The organism is Rhizobium sp. GW821-FHT14E12, from assembly GCF_058803745.1.
Map to the genome: position 1 here is coordinate 181,002 of NZ_JBXAPH010000003.1, position 17,875 is coordinate 198,876.

17 protein-coding genes are annotated in these 17,875 nt (G+C 59.3%); 9 read left to right on the plus strand and 8 right to left on the minus strand.

Annotated features, from left to right (window positions below; translation table 11 throughout):
• Positions 1 to 8 precede the first annotated feature (8 nt).
• Entirely contained in the window at positions 9 to 821 is an 813-nt protein-coding gene (locus tag AC1RO0_RS14200; protein WP_498593537.1) for a creatininase family protein, read from the plus strand.
• A 97-nt stretch (positions 822 to 918) separates the two neighbouring features.
• Here AC1RO0_RS14200 and AC1RO0_RS14205 read toward each other — a convergent pair whose 3' ends face one another.
• The gene (locus tag AC1RO0_RS14205) at positions 919 to 1,836 is read right to left on the minus strand and encodes a LysR family transcriptional regulator (protein WP_498593538.1); all 918 of its coding nucleotides are present in this window, start codon (positions 1,834 to 1,836) and stop codon (positions 919 to 921) included.
• A gap of 142 nt (positions 1,837 to 1,978) precedes the next feature.
• Here AC1RO0_RS14205 and AC1RO0_RS14210 point away from each other — a divergent pair, with 142 nt between their 5' ends.
• The 8 genes from AC1RO0_RS14210 to AC1RO0_RS14245 all read left to right on the plus strand — a co-directional run bounded on the left by AC1RO0_RS14210 (position 1,979) and on the right by AC1RO0_RS14245 (position 10,443).
• A complete protein-coding gene (locus AC1RO0_RS14210) occupies positions 1,979 to 2,911 on the plus strand; it encodes a 2-hydroxyacid dehydrogenase (RefSeq protein WP_498593539.1) in 933 nt (310 codons plus the stop codon).
• 360 nt (positions 2,912 to 3,271) lie between these two features.
• The gene (locus AC1RO0_RS14215) at positions 3,272 to 4,321 is read left to right on the plus strand and encodes an ABC transporter substrate-binding protein (RefSeq protein WP_498593540.1); all 1,050 of its coding nucleotides are present in this window, start codon (positions 3,272 to 3,274) and stop codon (positions 4,319 to 4,321) included.
• Between the two features lie 17 nt (positions 4,322 to 4,338).
• Positions 4,339 to 5,430, plus strand: a complete 1,092-nt coding sequence (locus AC1RO0_RS14220) for an ABC transporter ATP-binding protein (protein WP_498593541.1) — start codon at positions 4,339 to 4,341, stop codon at positions 5,428 to 5,430.
• Positions 5,427 to 6,296, plus strand: a complete 870-nt coding sequence (locus tag AC1RO0_RS14225) for an ABC transporter permease (protein ID WP_498593542.1) — start codon at positions 5,427 to 5,429, stop codon at positions 6,294 to 6,296. The genes AC1RO0_RS14220 and AC1RO0_RS14225 overlap by 4 nt, the downstream gene beginning before the upstream one ends.
• 1 nt (position 6,297) lies before the next feature.
• A complete protein-coding gene (locus AC1RO0_RS14230) occupies positions 6,298 to 7,089 on the plus strand; it encodes an ABC transporter permease (protein WP_498593543.1) in 792 nt (263 codons plus the stop codon).
• Positions 7,090 to 7,116: 27 nt separating this feature from the next.
• The gene (locus tag AC1RO0_RS14235) at positions 7,117 to 7,785 is read left to right on the plus strand and encodes an RraA family protein (RefSeq protein ID WP_498593544.1); all 669 of its coding nucleotides are present in this window, start codon (positions 7,117 to 7,119) and stop codon (positions 7,783 to 7,785) included.
• Positions 7,786 to 7,863: 78 nt separating this feature from the next.
• Entirely contained in the window at positions 7,864 to 9,552 is a 1,689-nt protein-coding gene (gene ggt / locus AC1RO0_RS14240; protein WP_498593545.1) for a gamma-glutamyltransferase, read from the plus strand.
• A gap of 156 nt (positions 9,553 to 9,708) precedes the next feature.
• Positions 9,709 to 10,443 carry an SDR family NAD(P)-dependent oxidoreductase gene (locus AC1RO0_RS14245; RefSeq protein WP_498593546.1) on the plus strand — a complete coding sequence of 245 codons (735 nt, stop codon included), beginning with the start codon at positions 9,709 to 9,711 and terminating at the stop codon, positions 10,441 to 10,443.
• A gap of 150 nt (positions 10,444 to 10,593) precedes the next feature.
• Here the strand turns inward: AC1RO0_RS14245 and AC1RO0_RS14250 are convergent, their stop codons facing one another.
• The 7 genes from AC1RO0_RS14250 to AC1RO0_RS14280 form a co-directional block, all read right to left on the minus strand.
• Positions 10,594 to 11,049 (minus strand): MEKHLA domain-containing protein, encoded by a 456-nt coding sequence (locus AC1RO0_RS14250; protein ID WP_498593547.1) that lies wholly within the window; start codon positions 11,047 to 11,049, stop codon positions 10,594 to 10,596.
• A 62-nt stretch (positions 11,050 to 11,111) separates the two neighbouring features.
• Positions 11,112 to 12,887: a thiamine pyrophosphate-dependent enzyme gene (locus AC1RO0_RS14255; protein ID WP_498593548.1), complete on the minus strand. Its 1,776-nt coding sequence runs from the start codon at positions 12,885 to 12,887 to the stop codon at positions 11,112 to 11,114.
• Between the two features lie 136 nt (positions 12,888 to 13,023).
• A complete protein-coding gene (locus AC1RO0_RS14260; RefSeq protein WP_498593549.1) occupies positions 13,024 to 14,208 on the minus strand; it encodes a 2-isopropylmalate synthase in 1,185 nt (394 codons plus the stop codon).
• Between the two features lie 144 nt (positions 14,209 to 14,352).
• A complete protein-coding gene (locus tag AC1RO0_RS14265; RefSeq protein ID WP_498593550.1) occupies positions 14,353 to 14,652 on the minus strand; it encodes a hypothetical protein in 300 nt (99 codons plus the stop codon).
• Positions 14,653 to 15,118: 466 nt separating this feature from the next.
• Positions 15,119 to 15,955 carry an SDR family oxidoreductase gene (locus AC1RO0_RS14270; RefSeq protein WP_498593551.1) on the minus strand — a complete coding sequence of 279 codons (837 nt, stop codon included), beginning with the start codon at positions 15,953 to 15,955 and terminating at the stop codon, positions 15,119 to 15,121.
• Positions 15,956 to 16,214: 259 nt separating this feature from the next.
• The gene (locus tag AC1RO0_RS14275) at positions 16,215 to 17,285 is read right to left on the minus strand and encodes an alpha/beta hydrolase family protein (RefSeq protein ID WP_498593552.1); all 1,071 of its coding nucleotides are present in this window, start codon (positions 17,283 to 17,285) and stop codon (positions 16,215 to 16,217) included.
• 81 nt (positions 17,286 to 17,366) lie between these two features.
• Positions 17,367 to 17,744: a DUF1330 domain-containing protein gene (locus AC1RO0_RS14280; protein ID WP_498593553.1), complete on the minus strand. Its 378-nt coding sequence runs from the start codon at positions 17,742 to 17,744 to the stop codon at positions 17,367 to 17,369.
• Between the last annotated feature and the right edge of the window lie 131 nt (positions 17,745 to 17,875).

Genomic DNA, 17,875 nt, shown 5'->3' on the forward strand with positions numbered 1-17,875 from the left:
ATTCGAACATGCTGACCAACAAGATCAAGATCGCCGAACTGACCAGCGAAGAAGCCCGGCAATTCCTGAACGATGACGCCGTCATCTTGCTGCCGATGGGCTCCCTGGAGGATCAGGGCACCCATGCGCCGATGGGCGATTATCTTGCCGCCGAAGCGGTGGCGCTGGACATCGCCCGCGCCGCGCGGGCCGAAGGGGTGCCGACTTTCATCGCCCCGGTCATTCCCTTTGGCGGAGCCGACTATTTCGGCTCGTCGCATGGCGGTATCGCGCTCAGCCAGTCGACGCTCGTCGCCGTGCTCGACGACATGTTCGCCTGCCTTGCCCGCCACGGGTTGACCAAGGTGCTGGTGATCAATGGCCATGGCGGCAACGTCGGCGCCATCAACGATGTTTCACTGAAATGGCGCCAGACCAACGGCATGTTCGTGGCGTCGATGTATCTCTGGCAGATCAGCTATGAACTGCTGAAGGAAATCCTCGGTCCGGAAGCCGCGGCCAAATCCTCCGGTCATGGCGGTGATCCGCTAACCTCGGTCGGCCTGCATTACTACCCAGAACTTCTGCGCATGGATCTGGCGAAGGCGCCGCCGAAGGGCCAGAAGGCCATGGGCGTCGACGTGGCGGGCTTCGCAGCGTTGAAATACGCCGGTGCCCGCTTGCAGGCACCGATCGAGGCGATGGAAAGCGCGCCGAACGGCGTATGGGGCGGTGACCCCGTCTATTGCTCGGCTGAAACCGGGGTGGCGCTCACAGCGCGTCTGGTTCAGATCGGCGCCGGCTTCATCCGCGATCACGTCTCAAAGCGCTTTGCCGCCTGAGCCATCATGACCAAGGTGCGGTGCCTGTCGGTGCCGCGCTCTTGGATAGTATCGATATGGACGATGCAACGGGCAGCGATCTGTCCAGCGAACAAACTTAGGTCGCGCGAAAGCTGACATAACGCGGATGGGCCGCAGCCCATTCTTCGGCGGCCTGCCGGGCAAGCTGGAATATTTCTTCGGTCTGCGCCTTGCGCGCCCTGTTCTGGTGCACGCAGCGGATGTCCAATGGCGCCAGTTGGACCGTAGTGGGTATCTCGACCAGCATTCCGGTTACGATTTCCGGCTCAAGCGACACCAGAGGCATCGCCGACGCACCATAACCGGCCCTGACCATCTCGCAGATCGTGGCCAGTGAATTGCCGGTGTGCCGGGAATTCGGCCGCCGCTTCGTTTCTTCGATCAAGTCGGCGACGGGTCCGAACAGTGGCGACGTGTGCGGGTAGAGTACCAGAGGCAATTCGCGCAGTTCATCGGGCGTCAATGGCCGGGTGATCTCGCCCACGACATCCGGGCGCGCCACCCACCCGACATGATAAAGGACGGAAAAACTGTCCGCGATCTGCGGCAGGCCGGCTTCACCTGTTACGAAAGCCATATCCAGCGCACCGGATTTGACCATGGGTCGCAGATCGAGATTGGCACCGGAATAAAAATCCACCAATGGCGGGTCGGGCAGGTTGGCAATCTTGTGGCGCAGGGTGATTGCCCAGGTCTGTGTCACCATTGAGACCACGCCAATGGTATAACGTCTTTTTTGCTTCGACTTCAAACGGCTGGTCAGGGTCTCGCTGAGATTGAGAAACGTCTCGGCATATTCGGCGACCTCATAACCCTGTTCAGTCAAGGTGAAATCGGCCTGCGAGCGATCTATCAAAGGAATACCGAAACTATCCTCCAGTCCCGAGATCCGTGCGGAAACAGCCGGTTGCGTCAAGCCGATATGATCGGCGACGCGCTGATAGCTTTTAAGACGGGTGAGCCAGTAAAAGGCTTCCAACTGTTTGAAATTCATAATCGAAGCCTAGAGCAAAGCGATGGAAAATCTACATAAAAATTTTCTATGAGACTCACAGGAATTTTTGCTTTGACCTCCGCGCCCGTCCTGCTGTGAATGGAGCTACACTATGGATACATGAGCCAATTGAGGACGCTCTATGAACATTGTCGTTTCCCTGCCCGCCGAAGACAAGACCGAGTGGTGGTGCCAGATGCTGCGTGATTTGATGCCGGATTGGAACATCTATCCAATCAATAAGGCGCCGGATCCTGATGCTGTGACCTACTCGGTGGTCTGGCGCCCGGCGAGTGGGGCCATGAAGCCGTTCAAAAACCTGAAGGCAATCGTGTCGCTGGGGGCGGGCATCGACCATGTGTTGGCGGATGAACAACTGCCACTGCATGTCCCGATCATCCGCACGGTCGGGACCGACCTGACGCAGCGGATGAAGGAATATGTGGCCATGCATGTTCTGCGGCACCACCGCGAACTGCCTGCCATTCAGGCAAACCAGGCGCACCAGGTCTGGGAGCAGATTGTGGTGCCTCCCGCCACCCAACGACGCGTCGGCGTGATGGGGCTCGGCAATCTGGGTGCGATCGCAGCAGATCTCTTGAAGCAGATCGGCTTTGAGGTCAGTGGCTGGTCGCGATCTCAGAAGGACCTGCCCGGCATAAGATGCTTTTCCGGCACCGAGGGCTTCGGAGCGTTTCTAGAGGGTACGGAGATCTTGGTCTGCCTGTTGCCTTTGACAGAAAGTACCCGTGGCATTCTCAATGCCGACACCTTCAATCGACTGAAACGTGGCGCCAGTATCATCAACGCCGCGCGTGGTCCGCATCTGGTCGATAGCGATCTTCTGGAGGCCTTGAATTCCGGACAGATTAGCAGCGCCACGCTCGATGTGTTCCATGTCGAGCCGCTGCCCAAATCGCATCCTTTCTGGACCAACCCAAAGATTACGGTCACGCCGCATGTCGCCTCACTGATCGACGCGCCGACTGGCAGCAAGATCGTGGCGAAGAACATTCGGACCTTCCACGAGACCGGGACCGTCGCTGATCTTGCGGACGCCAAACGCGGTTACTAACCCGATAGATTTCACTTTTGAAAACTCTCTTCGTCCTCCGGCGCCTTCGCGCGACCGGAGGATTTTTGTTTGCTATAATGATTAATTTTCAGTCTCTTAGACGAAGTTTTCGGCTATAAATTTAGCCAGATTTTACGCAAAATTTTTCTGATGTCGACACTAAGAAAATTCGATTGGACTTTGTCTACCCGAGATCGTTGCATCGCGGGGCAGTGGATCGTTTGAACCTCCCATCACCTTCTCCGCGACGGACCATTCGGGCGCTGAAAGGTCTGGCCGATTCGTGCCTCACCGTGCTGCTTGCCATCCTGGCAGCCATTTCGACAACCGGGCCGCTTCACCCGACAGGAGAATTTGTTGATGAGTATCCGTCTTGTTCCCGCCATCATCTTTACCGCGCTGCTCTCTACCGCCGCACACGCGCAATCCTCCGATGTCTCGGGCGAGATCACGCTTACCGCTTATTCCGGGATCTTTCAGGACAAGTACAACGAAGCGGTCATCAAACCCTTCCTGGCAAAGTACCCCAACGTGAAGGTGAACTATTTCCCCTCCCCCGCCTCGTCGGCGATGCTGGGCAACCTTCGCTCGCAGGCCGGCGATCCGCAAACGGATGTGGTGATCTTCGACGTCTCCACCTCGCTGATCGGCGACAAGGAAGGCTTGCTCGCGCCGCTGACCAAGGCTGACGTGCCGAGCCTTGCTGATCTGGTGCCGCAGGCAATCGTCAAGGAAGGTTTTGGCCCGGCGGTAACCTTCGACAACCTCGTCGTGATCTACAATACCGAAGCCTTTCCAACCGCGCCGACCTCTCTCCAAGTGCTCTGGGACAAGACGTATGCCGGCAAGATGGCTGTGACTTCGATGCCCTCCATCCTCGGCTCGGGCCTGATGGTGATGACTTCGGCCATGCTGGGAGAAGACTATACCAAGTCCGTCAAGCAATCCGCTGCCAAGCTTGCCGAGATGGCACCGGGGGTCCAGACCTTCGACCCGAAACCTGACGCCTACACGCTGGTCATCAATGGCACCGACGTCCTGGGCACCGGCTGGAATGCGCGCGGCCAGTATTATGCCGATCAATCCAAGGGCAAACTGGGGGTCATGCTGCCGAAGGAAGGCACCATCCTACAGATCAATACCATCAATCTCGTACAGGGTTCCAAGAACCCGGTCGCCGCCAAGGCCTTCATCGACTATGCGCTGTCTCCCGATGCCCAGGCCGCGTTCACGGAAGCGATGTTCTACGCGCCGGTGAATGCCAAGGCCAAGGTCAGTGAAGCAGCCACGGCCCGCACTGTGGCAGGCCAGCTCGACAAGACGCTGCCACTCGACTGGGGCTGGGCTGCGACAAAATCGGATGAATGGAACCAGATTTGGAAGCGCCAGATCATCTCGGCCGGCAAGTAAACCAGCAGGACGGACCGATGAAACTCGCCGCATCCCCCGCCCATATCCAGATCGACAAGCTTACCTTCGACTACGGCGGTGAGCGCCCGGCAGTGGACTCCTTATCTTTCGACATAGCAAAGGGCGAGTTCATCGGGCTCCTGGGTCCGTCCGGCTGCGGCAAGTCCACGACGCTGCGGATGTTCGCGGGGCTTCTGGCCCCCACTTCCGGGCAGATCATCATCGGCGGCGAGAACATCGTGTCGCGGCCTCCTTGGGAGCGCAACCTCGGTCTGGTGTTCCAGTCCTATGCCCTGTTTCCTCATATGACAGTGGCCCAGAACGTTGCCTTTGGGCTGCGCCTGCGCAAAGTCGGCAAGGAGGAGACCGCAGCGCGCGTCACGGAGGCATTGCGCGCGGTGCGGCTCGAAGGGTTCGGCAGCCGTCGCCCCGCCGAGCTTTCAGGTGGCCAGCAGCAGCGTGTCGCCATCGCCCGCGCCATTGTCATCGAGCCCGAGATCCTGCTGCTCGATGAGCCCTTGTCAAACCTCGATGCGCGACTGCGCGACGAGATGCGCTTCGAAATCCGCGATATTCAGACACGAACCGGCATCACGACATTGTTTGTCACGCATGATCAGCAGGAAGCACTGACCATGTGCGACCGGATTGCGGTGATGAATGGCGGCCGGCTCGAACAGATAGGAACGCCTGTCGAGGTCTATGACAAGGCTGCAACACCCTTCGTGGCGGGCTTCATCGGGCGTGCCAATAGTGTCTCGGCCACGCTCAGCCATGTGGCGAGTATGCCGCAGCTAAGCCATAAGGGTCAGTTACTTCCCGCTCCACGCGCCGAAGAGCTGCCCAAAGACGCCGCCGACGGCGCTAAACTTTCCGCCATGGTCCGGCCCCACGCCATCCAGCTCGGCAAACCGGATGGCGGCCTGACGGCGCGCGTGATCCGCAGCGTCTTCGTAGGCAGCATTATCGAGGTGGAGCTGGAACTGGCCGGAGGCCAGACGTTGGTCGCCGAGCTTCGTCCCGGCAGCGACGAGGCGCAACTCGCGCAACCGGGGGCCGAGGTGGCGCTTAGCTGGCGATCCACCGATATGCGGATCTTTGCCGCATGAACCGCTTTACCGTTCCCGGCAGCAGCACAAGATTCACGCCGTGGCTGCTTCTCAGCCCGGTGCTGATCGTGCTGATCATTTCCTTCATTGCCCCGATCCTGTGGCTGTTCCGCATGTCGTTGAACATTTCGGACTACGGGGCAATTACCAAGGCGGTCAGCCTGCAGACCTACATCGGCATCCTCCAGGATAGCTATTACCTGGACCTTCTGGGTCGGACCCTGCGTGTGTCGATCACCTGCTCCGTGGTCGCGCTCCTGCTCGCCTATCCCATGGCGTTGTCGCTCTCGAGAATGACTTCGCGCTGGCGAACGCCGCTGACAGTGCTCGCCGCATCGCCACTGTTGATTTCGGCCGTGGTGCGATCCTTCGGCTGGCTGGTAACTCTTGGAGACGACGGCCCGGTCAACCACCTGCTGCGAATTTCCGGGCTGACAACGGAGCCGCTGCACATGGTCAATAACTATTCGGGTGTGATCATCGGCCTGTCTGAAAGTATCATGCCCTACATGTTCCTCACCATCGCGGCCGGGCTTGGCAAGCTGGACAGACGGCTGGACGACGCGGCCATGTCGCTCGGCGCGCCGCCACAGGCGGTATTCTGGCAGGTCACCCTGCCGCTCAGCCTGCCGGCGATCCTTGCCGGACTGACGATCGGCTTCGTGCTCTGTGTTTCGTCCTTCATCACGCCATCGCTGCTCGGCGGCGGCCGGGTGTTCCTGCTGGCGACAGAGGTCTATGATCTTGCGCTTGTCTCGCTCGATTGGCCGACAGCGGCGGCGCTTTCCTTTCTCATGCTGGCGTTTTTTGTTATCGCGATGGGACTGACCGGCCTCCTCCTTCGACTGCTGACCCGGAGGGCGTAGAATGACGACGCTCCTCTCCTGGCTCTCCCGCACCTATGTCACCCTGGTCTTTTGCATCGTGTTCATGCCGATGGCGATCATCCTCGTCATCTCGTTCAGCGCCGACAGCTATCTCTCCTTCCCGCCCTCGGGCTGGAGCCTGAAATGGTATGGAGCCGTGCTGGGCAATACCGGCTTCATGCAGGGGTTCCGCAACAGTGCGCTGATTGCGATGATTGTCGCCGCTCTCAGCCTCGCGCTTGGACTGCCGGCCGCCTATGCGCTGGTGCGGCTTGATTTTCCGGGCCGCAATCTGATCCGCAGCCTGGTTATCGCGCCGCTGGTCTTGCCAGCCATGATGCTCGGACTGGGGATCCTGATGGTCTTCACCCCGGCCGGCTTGGTCGCCACCTATCCTGGCCTGGTGCTCGCGCATCTTGTCATGACGCTTCCGTTCAGCATCCGCATCCTCCAGACGGCACTCAGCAACCTCGGGACGGATGTCGATGAGGCGGCGATGACGCTCGGCGCCCGGCCGTTGCAGGTTTTCATGCAAATTACCCTGCCGCGGCTGACACCCGGCGTGATCGCCTCCAGTGCCATCGCCCTCATTCTGTCCTTCGACGAGATCGTATTGTCGCTCTTTATCGTTGGGCCGCGGCTGCAGACCTTGCCTGTTGCCCTCTACCGCTATGTCGACGAGCGGACCGATCCGATGGTGGCCGTGCTGGCGGTGCTGATGATCGCGCTCTCGCTTGCCATCGTCTTGGTCGTCGAACGCAGCATTGGTTTTGCCAAGGCCTTTGACCGTTAACTTTCATGTCACAGATTGGATCCGAAAATGAGCTATAAAATCAATCCGATGCCAGCACAAATCGCCAAGGAAGACCTCGCTCTTCTGGCTCAGGTCGAAACCGCAACGCTCGGCCATTGGCGGCATTTCGGCTTTCTGAACCGGCAGATCCAGCCCCTGATTCCGGGCCGGCGCGTCGTGGGGACCGCCGTCACCATCGCCATCCCTGGCCCCGATTCCACCCTGCTGCACCATCTGCTGAGCCTCATCCGTCCGGGTGACTTCGTCATCGTCGATCGGCTGCACGACGATCGCTATGCCTGCTGGGGCGGTGGCGTGACGGTTGGTGCGAAAGCGGCGGGTGCGGTGGGCGCCGTGGTCGACGGCCCCTGCACCGACCTTGAAGAAATCGTCCAGTCGGATTTCCCGATGTGGTGCCGCGGCATCTCGCCGATCACCACCCGTATCTATGACCTCGGCGGTGCGATCAACGTTCCGGTCTCGGTCGGCAATACCGTGGTCATGCCAGGCGACGCCGTTCTAGCAGACGAAAGCGGTGTGATCGTTCTTTCACCAGACGAAGTGGCATCAGAAGCACGGAAAGCCATCGACACGCAGACCCGCGGCAAGGCACGCGAAGCGAGCGTTCGCGAAACCGGCGTCAAGCTCGGCGATCTGTCGGGCGCGACTGCTAAAGTTCTGGCAAAGCTCCTATGATCCGTGCTCTCTCTAGCCGGAGCGCCGTGCCCCGGTTAACCTGCGGTGACGACAGCGCCCTTTGAATTGAGATCCAACATGACCCCTGCCCGCTTACCCTTCACCTGCGAAAAATCCCCGGCCAGCGGCGCGGGCGGCATGGTGGTAAGCAACCACCCTCTGGGCTCGGCGGCAGGCTTCGAGATGCTGTCGGCAGGCGGCAATGCTGTGGATGCCGCGGTCGCTGCACTGCTGGCACTGACCGTGGTGGAGCCGATGATGGTCGGTATTGCCGGCGGCGGCCTATCGCATCTGCGGCTCGCGGATGGGCGACATGTCGTGATCGACGCCCTGTCTTCGGCGGCAGCAACCATGCACCCCGAAATCTATGAACCGGTTTCGGATGAACCGGCGCGTTACATGGACGCCAAGGGGCGACGCAACATCATCGGTGCGTCCTCGGTTGCCGTTCCCGGCAATCTGGCGGGCTGGTGCGATATGCAGGCGCGCTATGGCAAGCTGCCTTTTGCGGATGTTGTCGAGCCAGCGATCCGACTGGCCTCGCGCGGCTTTGCCGTCACCCATTATCTCTCTGGCGCGATTGCCGAGGCCGCCGGTGAATTGTCCCAGGATGCAGAAATCGCCCGCATTCTCATGCCCGGCGGCGGGGCACCGGCACCAGGCGAGCGCCTCGTCATGGGTGATTATGCCGAAAGCCTGCGGCTGATCCAGGGTGAAGGAGCCGCAGCCCTGCACGGCGGCGCCCTTGGCGCGGCGTTGGCCGCAAGGATGCAGACTGGCGGCGAAGATGCCGGCTGGGTCACGGAAGCCGATCTGCGGGCCTACCGCCCGATCGAGCGCAAGCCGATCATCGGCAGCTATCGCAGGTTCGAGATCGCCGGGCCACCGCCGCCAGCCTCCTCCGGCGTGCATATCACCCAGATGCTGAACATGCTTGAAGCCTATGACGTGGCGGGCATGGGCTTTGGCAGCCCCGCTTCCCTGCATCTTCTCGCCGAGGTCATCCGCATCGCCTTTGCCGACCGGCGTGAACACTCGGGCGATCCGGCCTTCGTCGATGTGCCGGTCGAGCGGTTGATCTCGAAGGCCTATGCCGCCGAATGCCGCGCCCAGATCAGTCACTCCGCGAGCCTGCCGGCGCCCTATGCGCCGGGCTATGAAAGCCACGACACCACCCATATCACCGTCGCCGATCGCGACGGCAACATCGTCAGCGCCACGCATACGATCAACGGGCTCTTCGGTGCGCGACTGGCCGTACCCGGCACCGGCATCATTCCCAACAACTACATGAGCAATTTTGACCCGCATCCCGGCCACGCGCTCTCGGTGGTCCCGGGCAAGCGGGTGCCGACATCCATGGCGCCGATGATCCTGATGAAAGACGGCGCTCCGGTTTTTGCGCTCGGTCTGCCCGGTGGCCTACGAATTTTCCCCTCGGCCATGCAGGCCATCGTCAACCTGATCGATCACAAGATGAGCCTGCAAGAAGCCGTGGAAGCGCCCAGAATCTGGACGCAGGGCCAGGAAGTGGAGATCGAACAGGCCTACGCGCCGCAAAAGACGAAGCTCGAAGAACTCGGGCACGACGTCCGAGTGATGCCGCATATCGGCGGCGGGATGAACGCGATCGCCTTTGGCGACACGATGACCGGCGCCGCCTGCTGGCGCGCTGACGGCACTGTGGCCGCGCTCGGTGGTGGCCTCGCCCGTCCTGGCGTGCGGTTCTGGCCGGACAAGGCGCCAGCAAAGCCCACGAAGACCTGATGAAACTCGATCTCGTCAACGGTCAGAGTTGCAGTTCAGCGGCAGCAGGATAGTCTATTCGCGCCGGCAACTTGAACGCCAATACCTTCATCGACTGATATCGAATGAGACGTCGTTGAGACATTTGATGCCTACGGCATCCAGAAGAGGCCTACAATGACACAGCGCTACATGCTCTTGACCGGTGCCAGCCGCGGCATTGGACATGCCACGGTAAAATTGTTCCTAGAGAAAGGTTGGCGCGTTCTAACGGTTTCGCGGCAGCCTTTCTCCGAGGAGTGCCGCTGGCCATCGGCCCGGGAAAGCCATATCCAGGCTGATCTGGCCGATCTCACGCAAATCGATCAGCTGGTGGCCGACGTTCGCGACCGCTTGAACGGCGCGGCACTGCATGCGCTGGTGAACAACGCGGGAATTTCGCCGAAAGGCCCAAATGGCGCGCGCCTCGGTGTCAGCGCCTCCGATGCGCAGACTTGGACGACAGTCCTCAATGTCAATCTCGTCTCGATCGCCCTGCTCGCGCGGGCCTTGCTGCCTGAGCTGGAGGCCGCGCAGGGATCAATCGTCAATGTGACCTCGATCGCCGGCTCAAGGGTGCATCCCTTTGCCGGCGTCGCCTATGCCGCCTCGAAGGCCGGTCTTGCAGCGCTCACACGGGAAATCGCCCACGAATTCGGCCCACACGGCGTTCGTGCCAATGCCATCGCACCTGGCGAGATTGCGACCTCGATCCTGTCTCCCGGCACGGATCTTCTGGTTGAAACTAACGTCCCGATGAAGAGACTTGGCACACCACGGGAGGTCGCCGAAACCATTCACTTCCTGTGCAGCGATACATCCGCCTACATCAATGGTGCAGAGATCCACATCAATGGCGGCCAGCATGTCTGACCCGGCGGCCAAGCATGCACGAACATTAAAGCCGGATCATTCCACGGGGGCGTGCCATATTCGTCATGCTCTCCATCATCGGCAGATTACAGCCGGACTTTGCAACCGAGCCGGGATGGTCAGGAGCCGCACGAAACTCGTCCGCCCGACTCAAACGTCATGCCAATAAGGGATAAGAGCCGCCTGTCCATGCAACCTCCCGTTCTCGTCGATCAATTGCCAAAGCGTTACGTGATCGACCCAGAATCGCCGTCCTGATTTTGCTACGCGAAACCCGCGATACTCCGTGATATAGCCGTCCCGTTTGGCAGCATCGAGCAAGCGCTGACGCTCTTCGCGATCCGGTGCTTCGGCGGAGAAGCGCGATCGAAGTGCCGTGAATTCATCCCAGTTGTATTCGAAACATGCCTGTGCCGTCCTGTTCGCATAGATGAAACGGGGATCGGCATCCATATTGTGAGCCAACAGACAGAAGGGTGCCTCCTCATAAAGCCAGCGCGCGGCAATGGAAGCATCCCGCTCTTCGGACACCAGCAATTCCTTTGTGAATTTAAAATAGCTCTCCGAAAGGAGATTGAAGAAATCCAGATCAGTGCCCGTGTTCATGGCGCTCCCCGTAATGGAAATGCATTTTGCGCGACCGGCGATATGGATGAATGGGGTTAGCGCTAAAGATTGTTAGCCCGCGGATTTTGTCCCGCCACCTGCTCTGCGTCGACGGGGACCTCAACCAATATGGATGGATGACCCGGGCTGTAGCTTTCGCGCATGATCTCAGACAGATTGCTTAGATCCGGCATCAGCTTGCGGCTTTCCCAACCGCAAGCGCGCGCCATCGATCCAAAGTCGATGCGGTGCAGATCGCTGTGATAGCGGGAGGATGAATAGTCTGGAATGACCACCGGCAGGCCTTGCACCATGATGCCGAGCGCGCCGTTGTCCAGCACGAACAGGACGATTCCCAATGATCGCGCTTCGGCCAGACAACCGGCGATCAACCGGAAGCATCCATCGCCCGTGAAAGCGAAAACAGTCGCTTCCGGTTTTGCAAGCTTTGCGCCGATTGCCGTCCCGAATGCCCCGCCCATGGCCGAACCGCGATAAAGCGAATGGAAGCGGACGTTCGGATGCGGGCGCTGCGTGACATACTGACGGTCCTTGTAGGCGAGACACACATCGTCGAATGCAATGCTTCCCGGCAGCCATTGACGATCGAGCTCCTGGTAAAATCGGGCGATATCGATTGTCCCGGCGCGCGGCGGCATGATTTCGCGATCATTGAGATCGGCCACAAAAGCCGGTGCCGGAGGGCGCAGCGGCCGGATATCCTCGAGCCGGTCGATCGCTGCGCTCAGAACCTGATCGATCGGCCCTCGAACATCGAAATATTCGCCGCTTACACGATGCCGAAACTCGCCCCCAACGCTGCCGTATGGGGCGGCCAGATTGGTGAAATTCCATGTCGTATGGGCGGGTATGTCAGAAAAATTCAGGGTGTACTCGTCAGGGCAAAACCCAAGGGTAATGACAATATCGTCAGGACCGAGACTTCTCCAGAGCTGCATCGCGCGATCATTGCCGCCGAAGCCCAGATAGCCGAAACCGAAGGTATTATTGCGCGCCACCGCATTCGCCCCGTTTATGCTCCAGACGATTGGCGCCTGTAATGCTTTGCACAAACGTGTGGTGAGGACAGGCATGTGCGGATACATGGCCGCCTCTTCCCCGGCGAGCACGATCACCCGACGCCCAGTCGCTTGCCGCGGGAACTCGGCCAGAAAATGGGCAAGCGACGCTTGGTCGATGTTGTTCGGCTTATTGACGTCGTCAGCGTGCCAAAGCCTATAGCTCGGCTCAGGCACCATCTTTCCGAGTGCCTCCGGCGGCATCAGAAGTGCGATGGGTGAGCCCTGATCGAGATGCTTGCGGGCCTGCTCAAGTTGTTCTTCGATACGGTCTGGATCGTCCAGGACGAATGTGCCGGACGGCAGCTCGGCCTTCATCTGGGCCACGACACCGGCACCCTCGGGGCTCGTGTCCTGCAGCGGTGCGCGGTGTCGCGTATCTTCCGGGCTGAGAGGAATAAGGTAGATCGCGGGAATATTGTGCAGCTTCGCGTCACTCAGGCCGCAGGTCAGCAACCGCGTTGCAGCTCCCGTCGTTGCGATAGCGGCGCTGATCTTCCCGCTCGCAAGATAGTATCCAAGGGGAATGAAGCCGGCGACATATTCTCCGATATTGAAGAAAACCGGGGTTTCGGCACCGTCGTCGGGGATACGCATCGGCTCGAGATGTTTGAGCAAATGGATGACCCCTCCCCCCGTAACGCCGGCATAGTGATGCACATGCCAGGTCCTGAGTGTGTCGATCAGGAATTCATATCCTGTTTTCAGCTTGATGGCCCGAACATCGCTTGTCGTTTCGACCGGAAGATTCACCGTCATTTGCTCGCCTTTCCGCTATGACCTCTGTTCGTCAGTCCTGTGAAGCATTGACGTCCACCTCCCCAGACCAGCGCCGGTCCGGAGCAAACATGGTTCCGACACACAACCGGTCCGATGCCATGTTCTGGAAGCAGAATTATGCGATGTGTTTTTCCCTGGAGAGCGCGTCCATACCCGCAACCGTCGCCAGAAGATCCTCATCGCAAAGCGATGCCTTGTGATCGGCGATATCCTTGAAGCGGGAGAAAGCGAGATCAAGATCCGCGTCGGAGCCGAACTCGACGCCCAGCGCACGCATGTACATGCGAAAGCCGTTACGCCCCGAATTCTTCCCCAGCACCAGCCGATACTCGTCGGCGCCGACCTCCGCTGCCGTCATGATCTGGTAGGTCAACGGGTTCTTCAGCATGCCATCCTGATGAATGCCGGACTGGTGCGAGAACGCATTCTTGCCAACGATCGCCTTGTTCGGCTGCACAACAAAGCCCGTGATCTCCGAGACGAGCCGCGATGCAGCGGTCAACCGGCGGGTTTCGATCGACGTCTGGCATCGGAAGAAATCCTCGCGTGTATGCAGCGCCATGACGATCTCCTCGAGCGACGCATTGCCCGCGCGCTCGCCGATGCCGTTGATCGTACATTCGATCTGGCGCGCCCCCTGCCGGGTTGCTTCAAGCGAGTTGGAAACAGCCATGCCCAGATCATTGTGACAATGCGCGGAGAACACGGCCTTGTCCGCGTTCGGCACGACATTGCGCAGATAGGTGAACAGCTTGCCATATTCTTGCGGTGTCGCGTAGCCGACCGTGTCCGGCAGGCTGACCGTGGTCGCACCGGCTTTGATCACTTGTTCCACGAAGCGTGCAAGAAACTCCGGCTCCGACCGGCTCGCATCCTCGCAGGAAAACTCGATATCCTCGGAATAGCGCCGCGCGTGGTGCACCGCGCGAACGGCATGTTCGAGCACGTTTTCCGGTATCATCTGCAACTTGTATTTCATGTGAATGGGCGAGGTCGCCAGCACGATATGGATACGGGAGGACGCCGCGCCCGACACAGCTTCCGCCGTCAGGTCGATGTCGCGCTCGACCGCGCGGCTCAAGCTGCAGATCGTACTGTCTTTTACGACGCGTGCCACGGCTTTGATCGCGTCGAACTCGCCGGGACTGGAGACGGCAAAGCCGGCCTCGATTACGTCGACCTTCAGACCTTCGAGCATAAGCGCGATCTCGACCTTTTCACTGGCGTCGAGGTTGATGCCGGGGCTTTGCTCGCCGTCGCGCAATGTCGTATCAAAGATAATAATCTTGTCAGTGTTCATGCGGACTCTCCCGATCGATTGAAACATCGGCATTGCCGAATTCGTAAGGGTTAGCTGTATGGCACTACACGCAGGTCACGGATGATCGACGCCTCGGGCACATTCGATGCCGGCGGCGAAATCCATCACGCGATACAAGTCCTGTCAGATCTGATCCTGTTTGGTCCTGGCTTTGCCAGCATGCTGGAAACCGGACAAACCACTCCGTACCGCGACCACCGCACGGCAAATATCGAATTGAAGAGCCGGCTCCCGTTCGACATAGGCCGGGGAGGTCAACTCATAGGCAAGGCAGGCAAATAGTTGATCGAGTTCAGCGCCGGTGAGGCGGTCGGCGCATTGCCGTTGCAAGGCAGTCCGGGCTACCTCGACTTTCGGAGCAAAGATTTCAAAACCTGAGAATTGAGTGTCCATAGCGCACCGAATGGTTACGATGGTGAGCATCGCTCCATTCATGACGCCGGTATTTTAGAAAATTACGGACTATTTTTAGGAAATTACGGCTTCTTGCTTAGCCAGCGACAGGTGTATCCACTTTGCCACACTGACTTCAGACGGCTAATATTTCAATGACATGGTGAGGGTAGCACCAGCCTCGATCGCGAATTGGACGGAATAGCGTTCTCGCTACGCATGGCCCTCCCAGGGCAAGCGTTTTCGGCAAAGTCCAGGCACAGGTTGATCAGATAGCAATGCGGCGGCATGCCAAATGTCCTGGCGACCATTAAGACGAAATGGTTCGGTGAAATGCCGGCGACCGCCGCGAGCTCGGCGACGTGTATCTTTTGGATAGCACGCAAGCCGCCATTGCCGCTCCTACAGGGATTAAAGCTCGCGGACCCTGTGCGCCAGGCGACTAGACCTCGGATATGCAGATGATAATTTCCACTGCTATCCGAGGTGCCGATCGTCAGAAAGAACCGTCTGTCGACTTGGACAACTCCTCGTATGCGCGTAACTCAACGAGTTGCCCTTCCAGGGCGGGCTTATAGGCCGCAAGAGCATCGCTTCCGGCGACGAATTGCTTGGGTGGATTTTCCAAGCCGGCGAAGTTTACAAGGACGTCGGCCAGCTTCGCGGGATCGCCGCCCTGCTTGCCATCATAGCCTGACCACATGTCTTCAGCGCTGCCCTCGGCCGCGTAGTCCTCAATCGTGCTGGCTGCATATTTGGCGTTTTGAGCATCGAGGAGATCCGTCCGGAAGAAGCCCGGTGCAACGGCGGTGATCTTGATGCCGAATTGTTCGACTTCCTGGGCAACGGCCTGCGAGAGTCCCTCAACCGCAAATTTCGCGGCGCTATACGCCGCGCAGTGCTTGAAGCCGATGATCCCGGCAAGCGAGCTGATGTTGATGATCCGGCCCGATCGCTGCTTGCGCATGACAGGGAGGACCGCGCGCATGACGTACATGACCCCGTAGAAATTGGTCGACATCAGACCTTCGATTTCGGCGCTGCTCAACTCCTCGAAGTTGCCGAGCAGGCTGTAGCCCGCATTGTTGAGCAGAACGTCTATACGGCCGAATGCCTTGACAGCTTCATCCGCCGCGGTCCTCGCCTGTTCCTCATTCGCGACATCCAACTGCACGAACGCGAGGCGGTCACCTGCGACGTCGCTAAGGGCGCGCCGTACCTTGTCGAGGTTGCGGCCGGTTGCGACGACGCGGTCACCGGCTTTCAGTGCCGCTCTGGCAGTTGCGGCGCCGATACCGCTGCCTGCCCCTGTAATGAACCAAACCTTGCTCATGTCTAACTCCTGTTCCTGATGAACCAGAAGATAGTTCTTTTGGCAGAGTGGGATTAGCTGGCATTATCTGCATGAACTTAGAAATGGGATTTATGAATGCATCAGCAAAACGTGCGCGATTCCGTTAGGCCGCCACACGAAGCTTTGTGGGCTGACCTCACACTTCCTGTCGCTGGCCGTAAATCCTGCCAGATCCAATCCTCCACTATCCGGAGGATTGGATCTTCAGGTCCGTGTTTAGGGCGTGAGGATTCTCCGCCTAGGCAACGTTGATGTGAGTGGCGAACCAGTCGAGCACCAGCTGCGGGTTGCGTCCGAAGTAGTTGTATCCCTCGAAACGCTGGTCCGTGCCTTCGATCCAGAAGAGCTTCTTGTCCTTCGAGGAAAGGGTGTCGTAGATCTCCTGCACATTGGACGGCTTGGTCAGGAAATCGTTGCGAACCTGCGCCACCAGCGTGGGAACCGTCACGGCCCTGGCATATTCCATTGGCCAGACGTCGGCGAGGTGATAGCCGGTCCGCTTCCAGTAAGCGGCGTCGAACAATTCGACGCCATTTGCGATTTTCTGATTTTCCATCGCTGTCTGGACGAAGACCGCCGGCGTCACTGGCTGCAATGCAATCATCGCCTTGATGTGGGCGAATTCCGCCGGGTGCTTGTGCATGCCCACGATCGTGGCGTTGGCGCCCAGGCAACGGCTGTAAAGGGCCGTCTTCATATCCTTGGTGTCGGGCCGCGATTTGGCATACCGCAGCGAACCGATGACGTCACGATATTCCAGCGTACCATGCGCGTTGACGCCACCGCTGCCGGTGCCGCTGCGGCCATGGTTGCGCATGTCGTAGGTAATGATGTTGTAGCCCGCATCATGCAGGATCTTGTATTCCGGCAGGAAGTTTGCCTCGAAGCCACCGAAGTTCTTCCAGGGATCCAGATGACCGGGATAGCCATAACGGTTGCAGGGCATCGGGTGATTGAAGATGAGCAACCGGTCTGACGCGGCGGGAATGAACCAGCCCTCGATCGTCACACCATCCATCGCCGGGAAGAAAATCTCCTCATAGTCCATGCCGTATTCATTCGGCCACCGCAGGACGGGGGTGCGGGTCGAATGCGCCATCAGGTCGGCCATGCCGTTGATGAATTCTTCTGTTTTCGCGTCGGTCACGATTGCACCTGTTGCCGTTTGGTTGTCCGCAGCATGCGCGTTTGCAGCTGAGACAGCGATAATGGGGAGAGTTGCGAGCGCTGCTCCGGCCTTTAGAAGCTGGCGGCGGCTGGTTGAGCTGGCGCTTTCATGCTGAACGATCGTGTCACGTTGGTTGCCCATGTCAGGCTCCTTGGCTTTTGTTGAGACGTTACAGTTGGAAGGCGGGACGCGCTTAGGGGCTCGTGCCGCCTCATTCGGCGGTCATTGCTTCGGAGGGACAAATCCTTCGGTGATGATGACGGAGCCTTCGGTCGAGGCGACGCGGAACTTCCTCGCGGCCGTGTACTCCGGGGAGTTGTAGAAGCGCTGCGCGTCGGCCAGGCTCGGGAACTTGGCGATGGCCATGACCTTCTTCGGTTGGCCTTCCACCGCAGTGGCATTCAGGTTGAACACGATGATCTTGCCGCCGAATTTAGGCGCCAGCGGACCGGCCTCTTCCATGTACTTGTCGTAGCCGGCCTGGTCCTTGATCGTGTAGTTGGCGATCATGTAACCGGGAGCCTGCATTTCCTGGGCACAAGCGGGTGCAGCAAGCTTCAAGACAATGGCTGCGGCCGCGGCGAAGGCGAATTTCTTCATTGTGTAGATCCTTTGATTTTCAGTTGAGGGATTGGAGAGCCGATCTGGAAAGTTCGTCACCGGCACGCATGTCCCTGAAGCGGACTTCGATCCTCAGGAAGATAGATCGGCTCAATCTATTTGATTAGAAT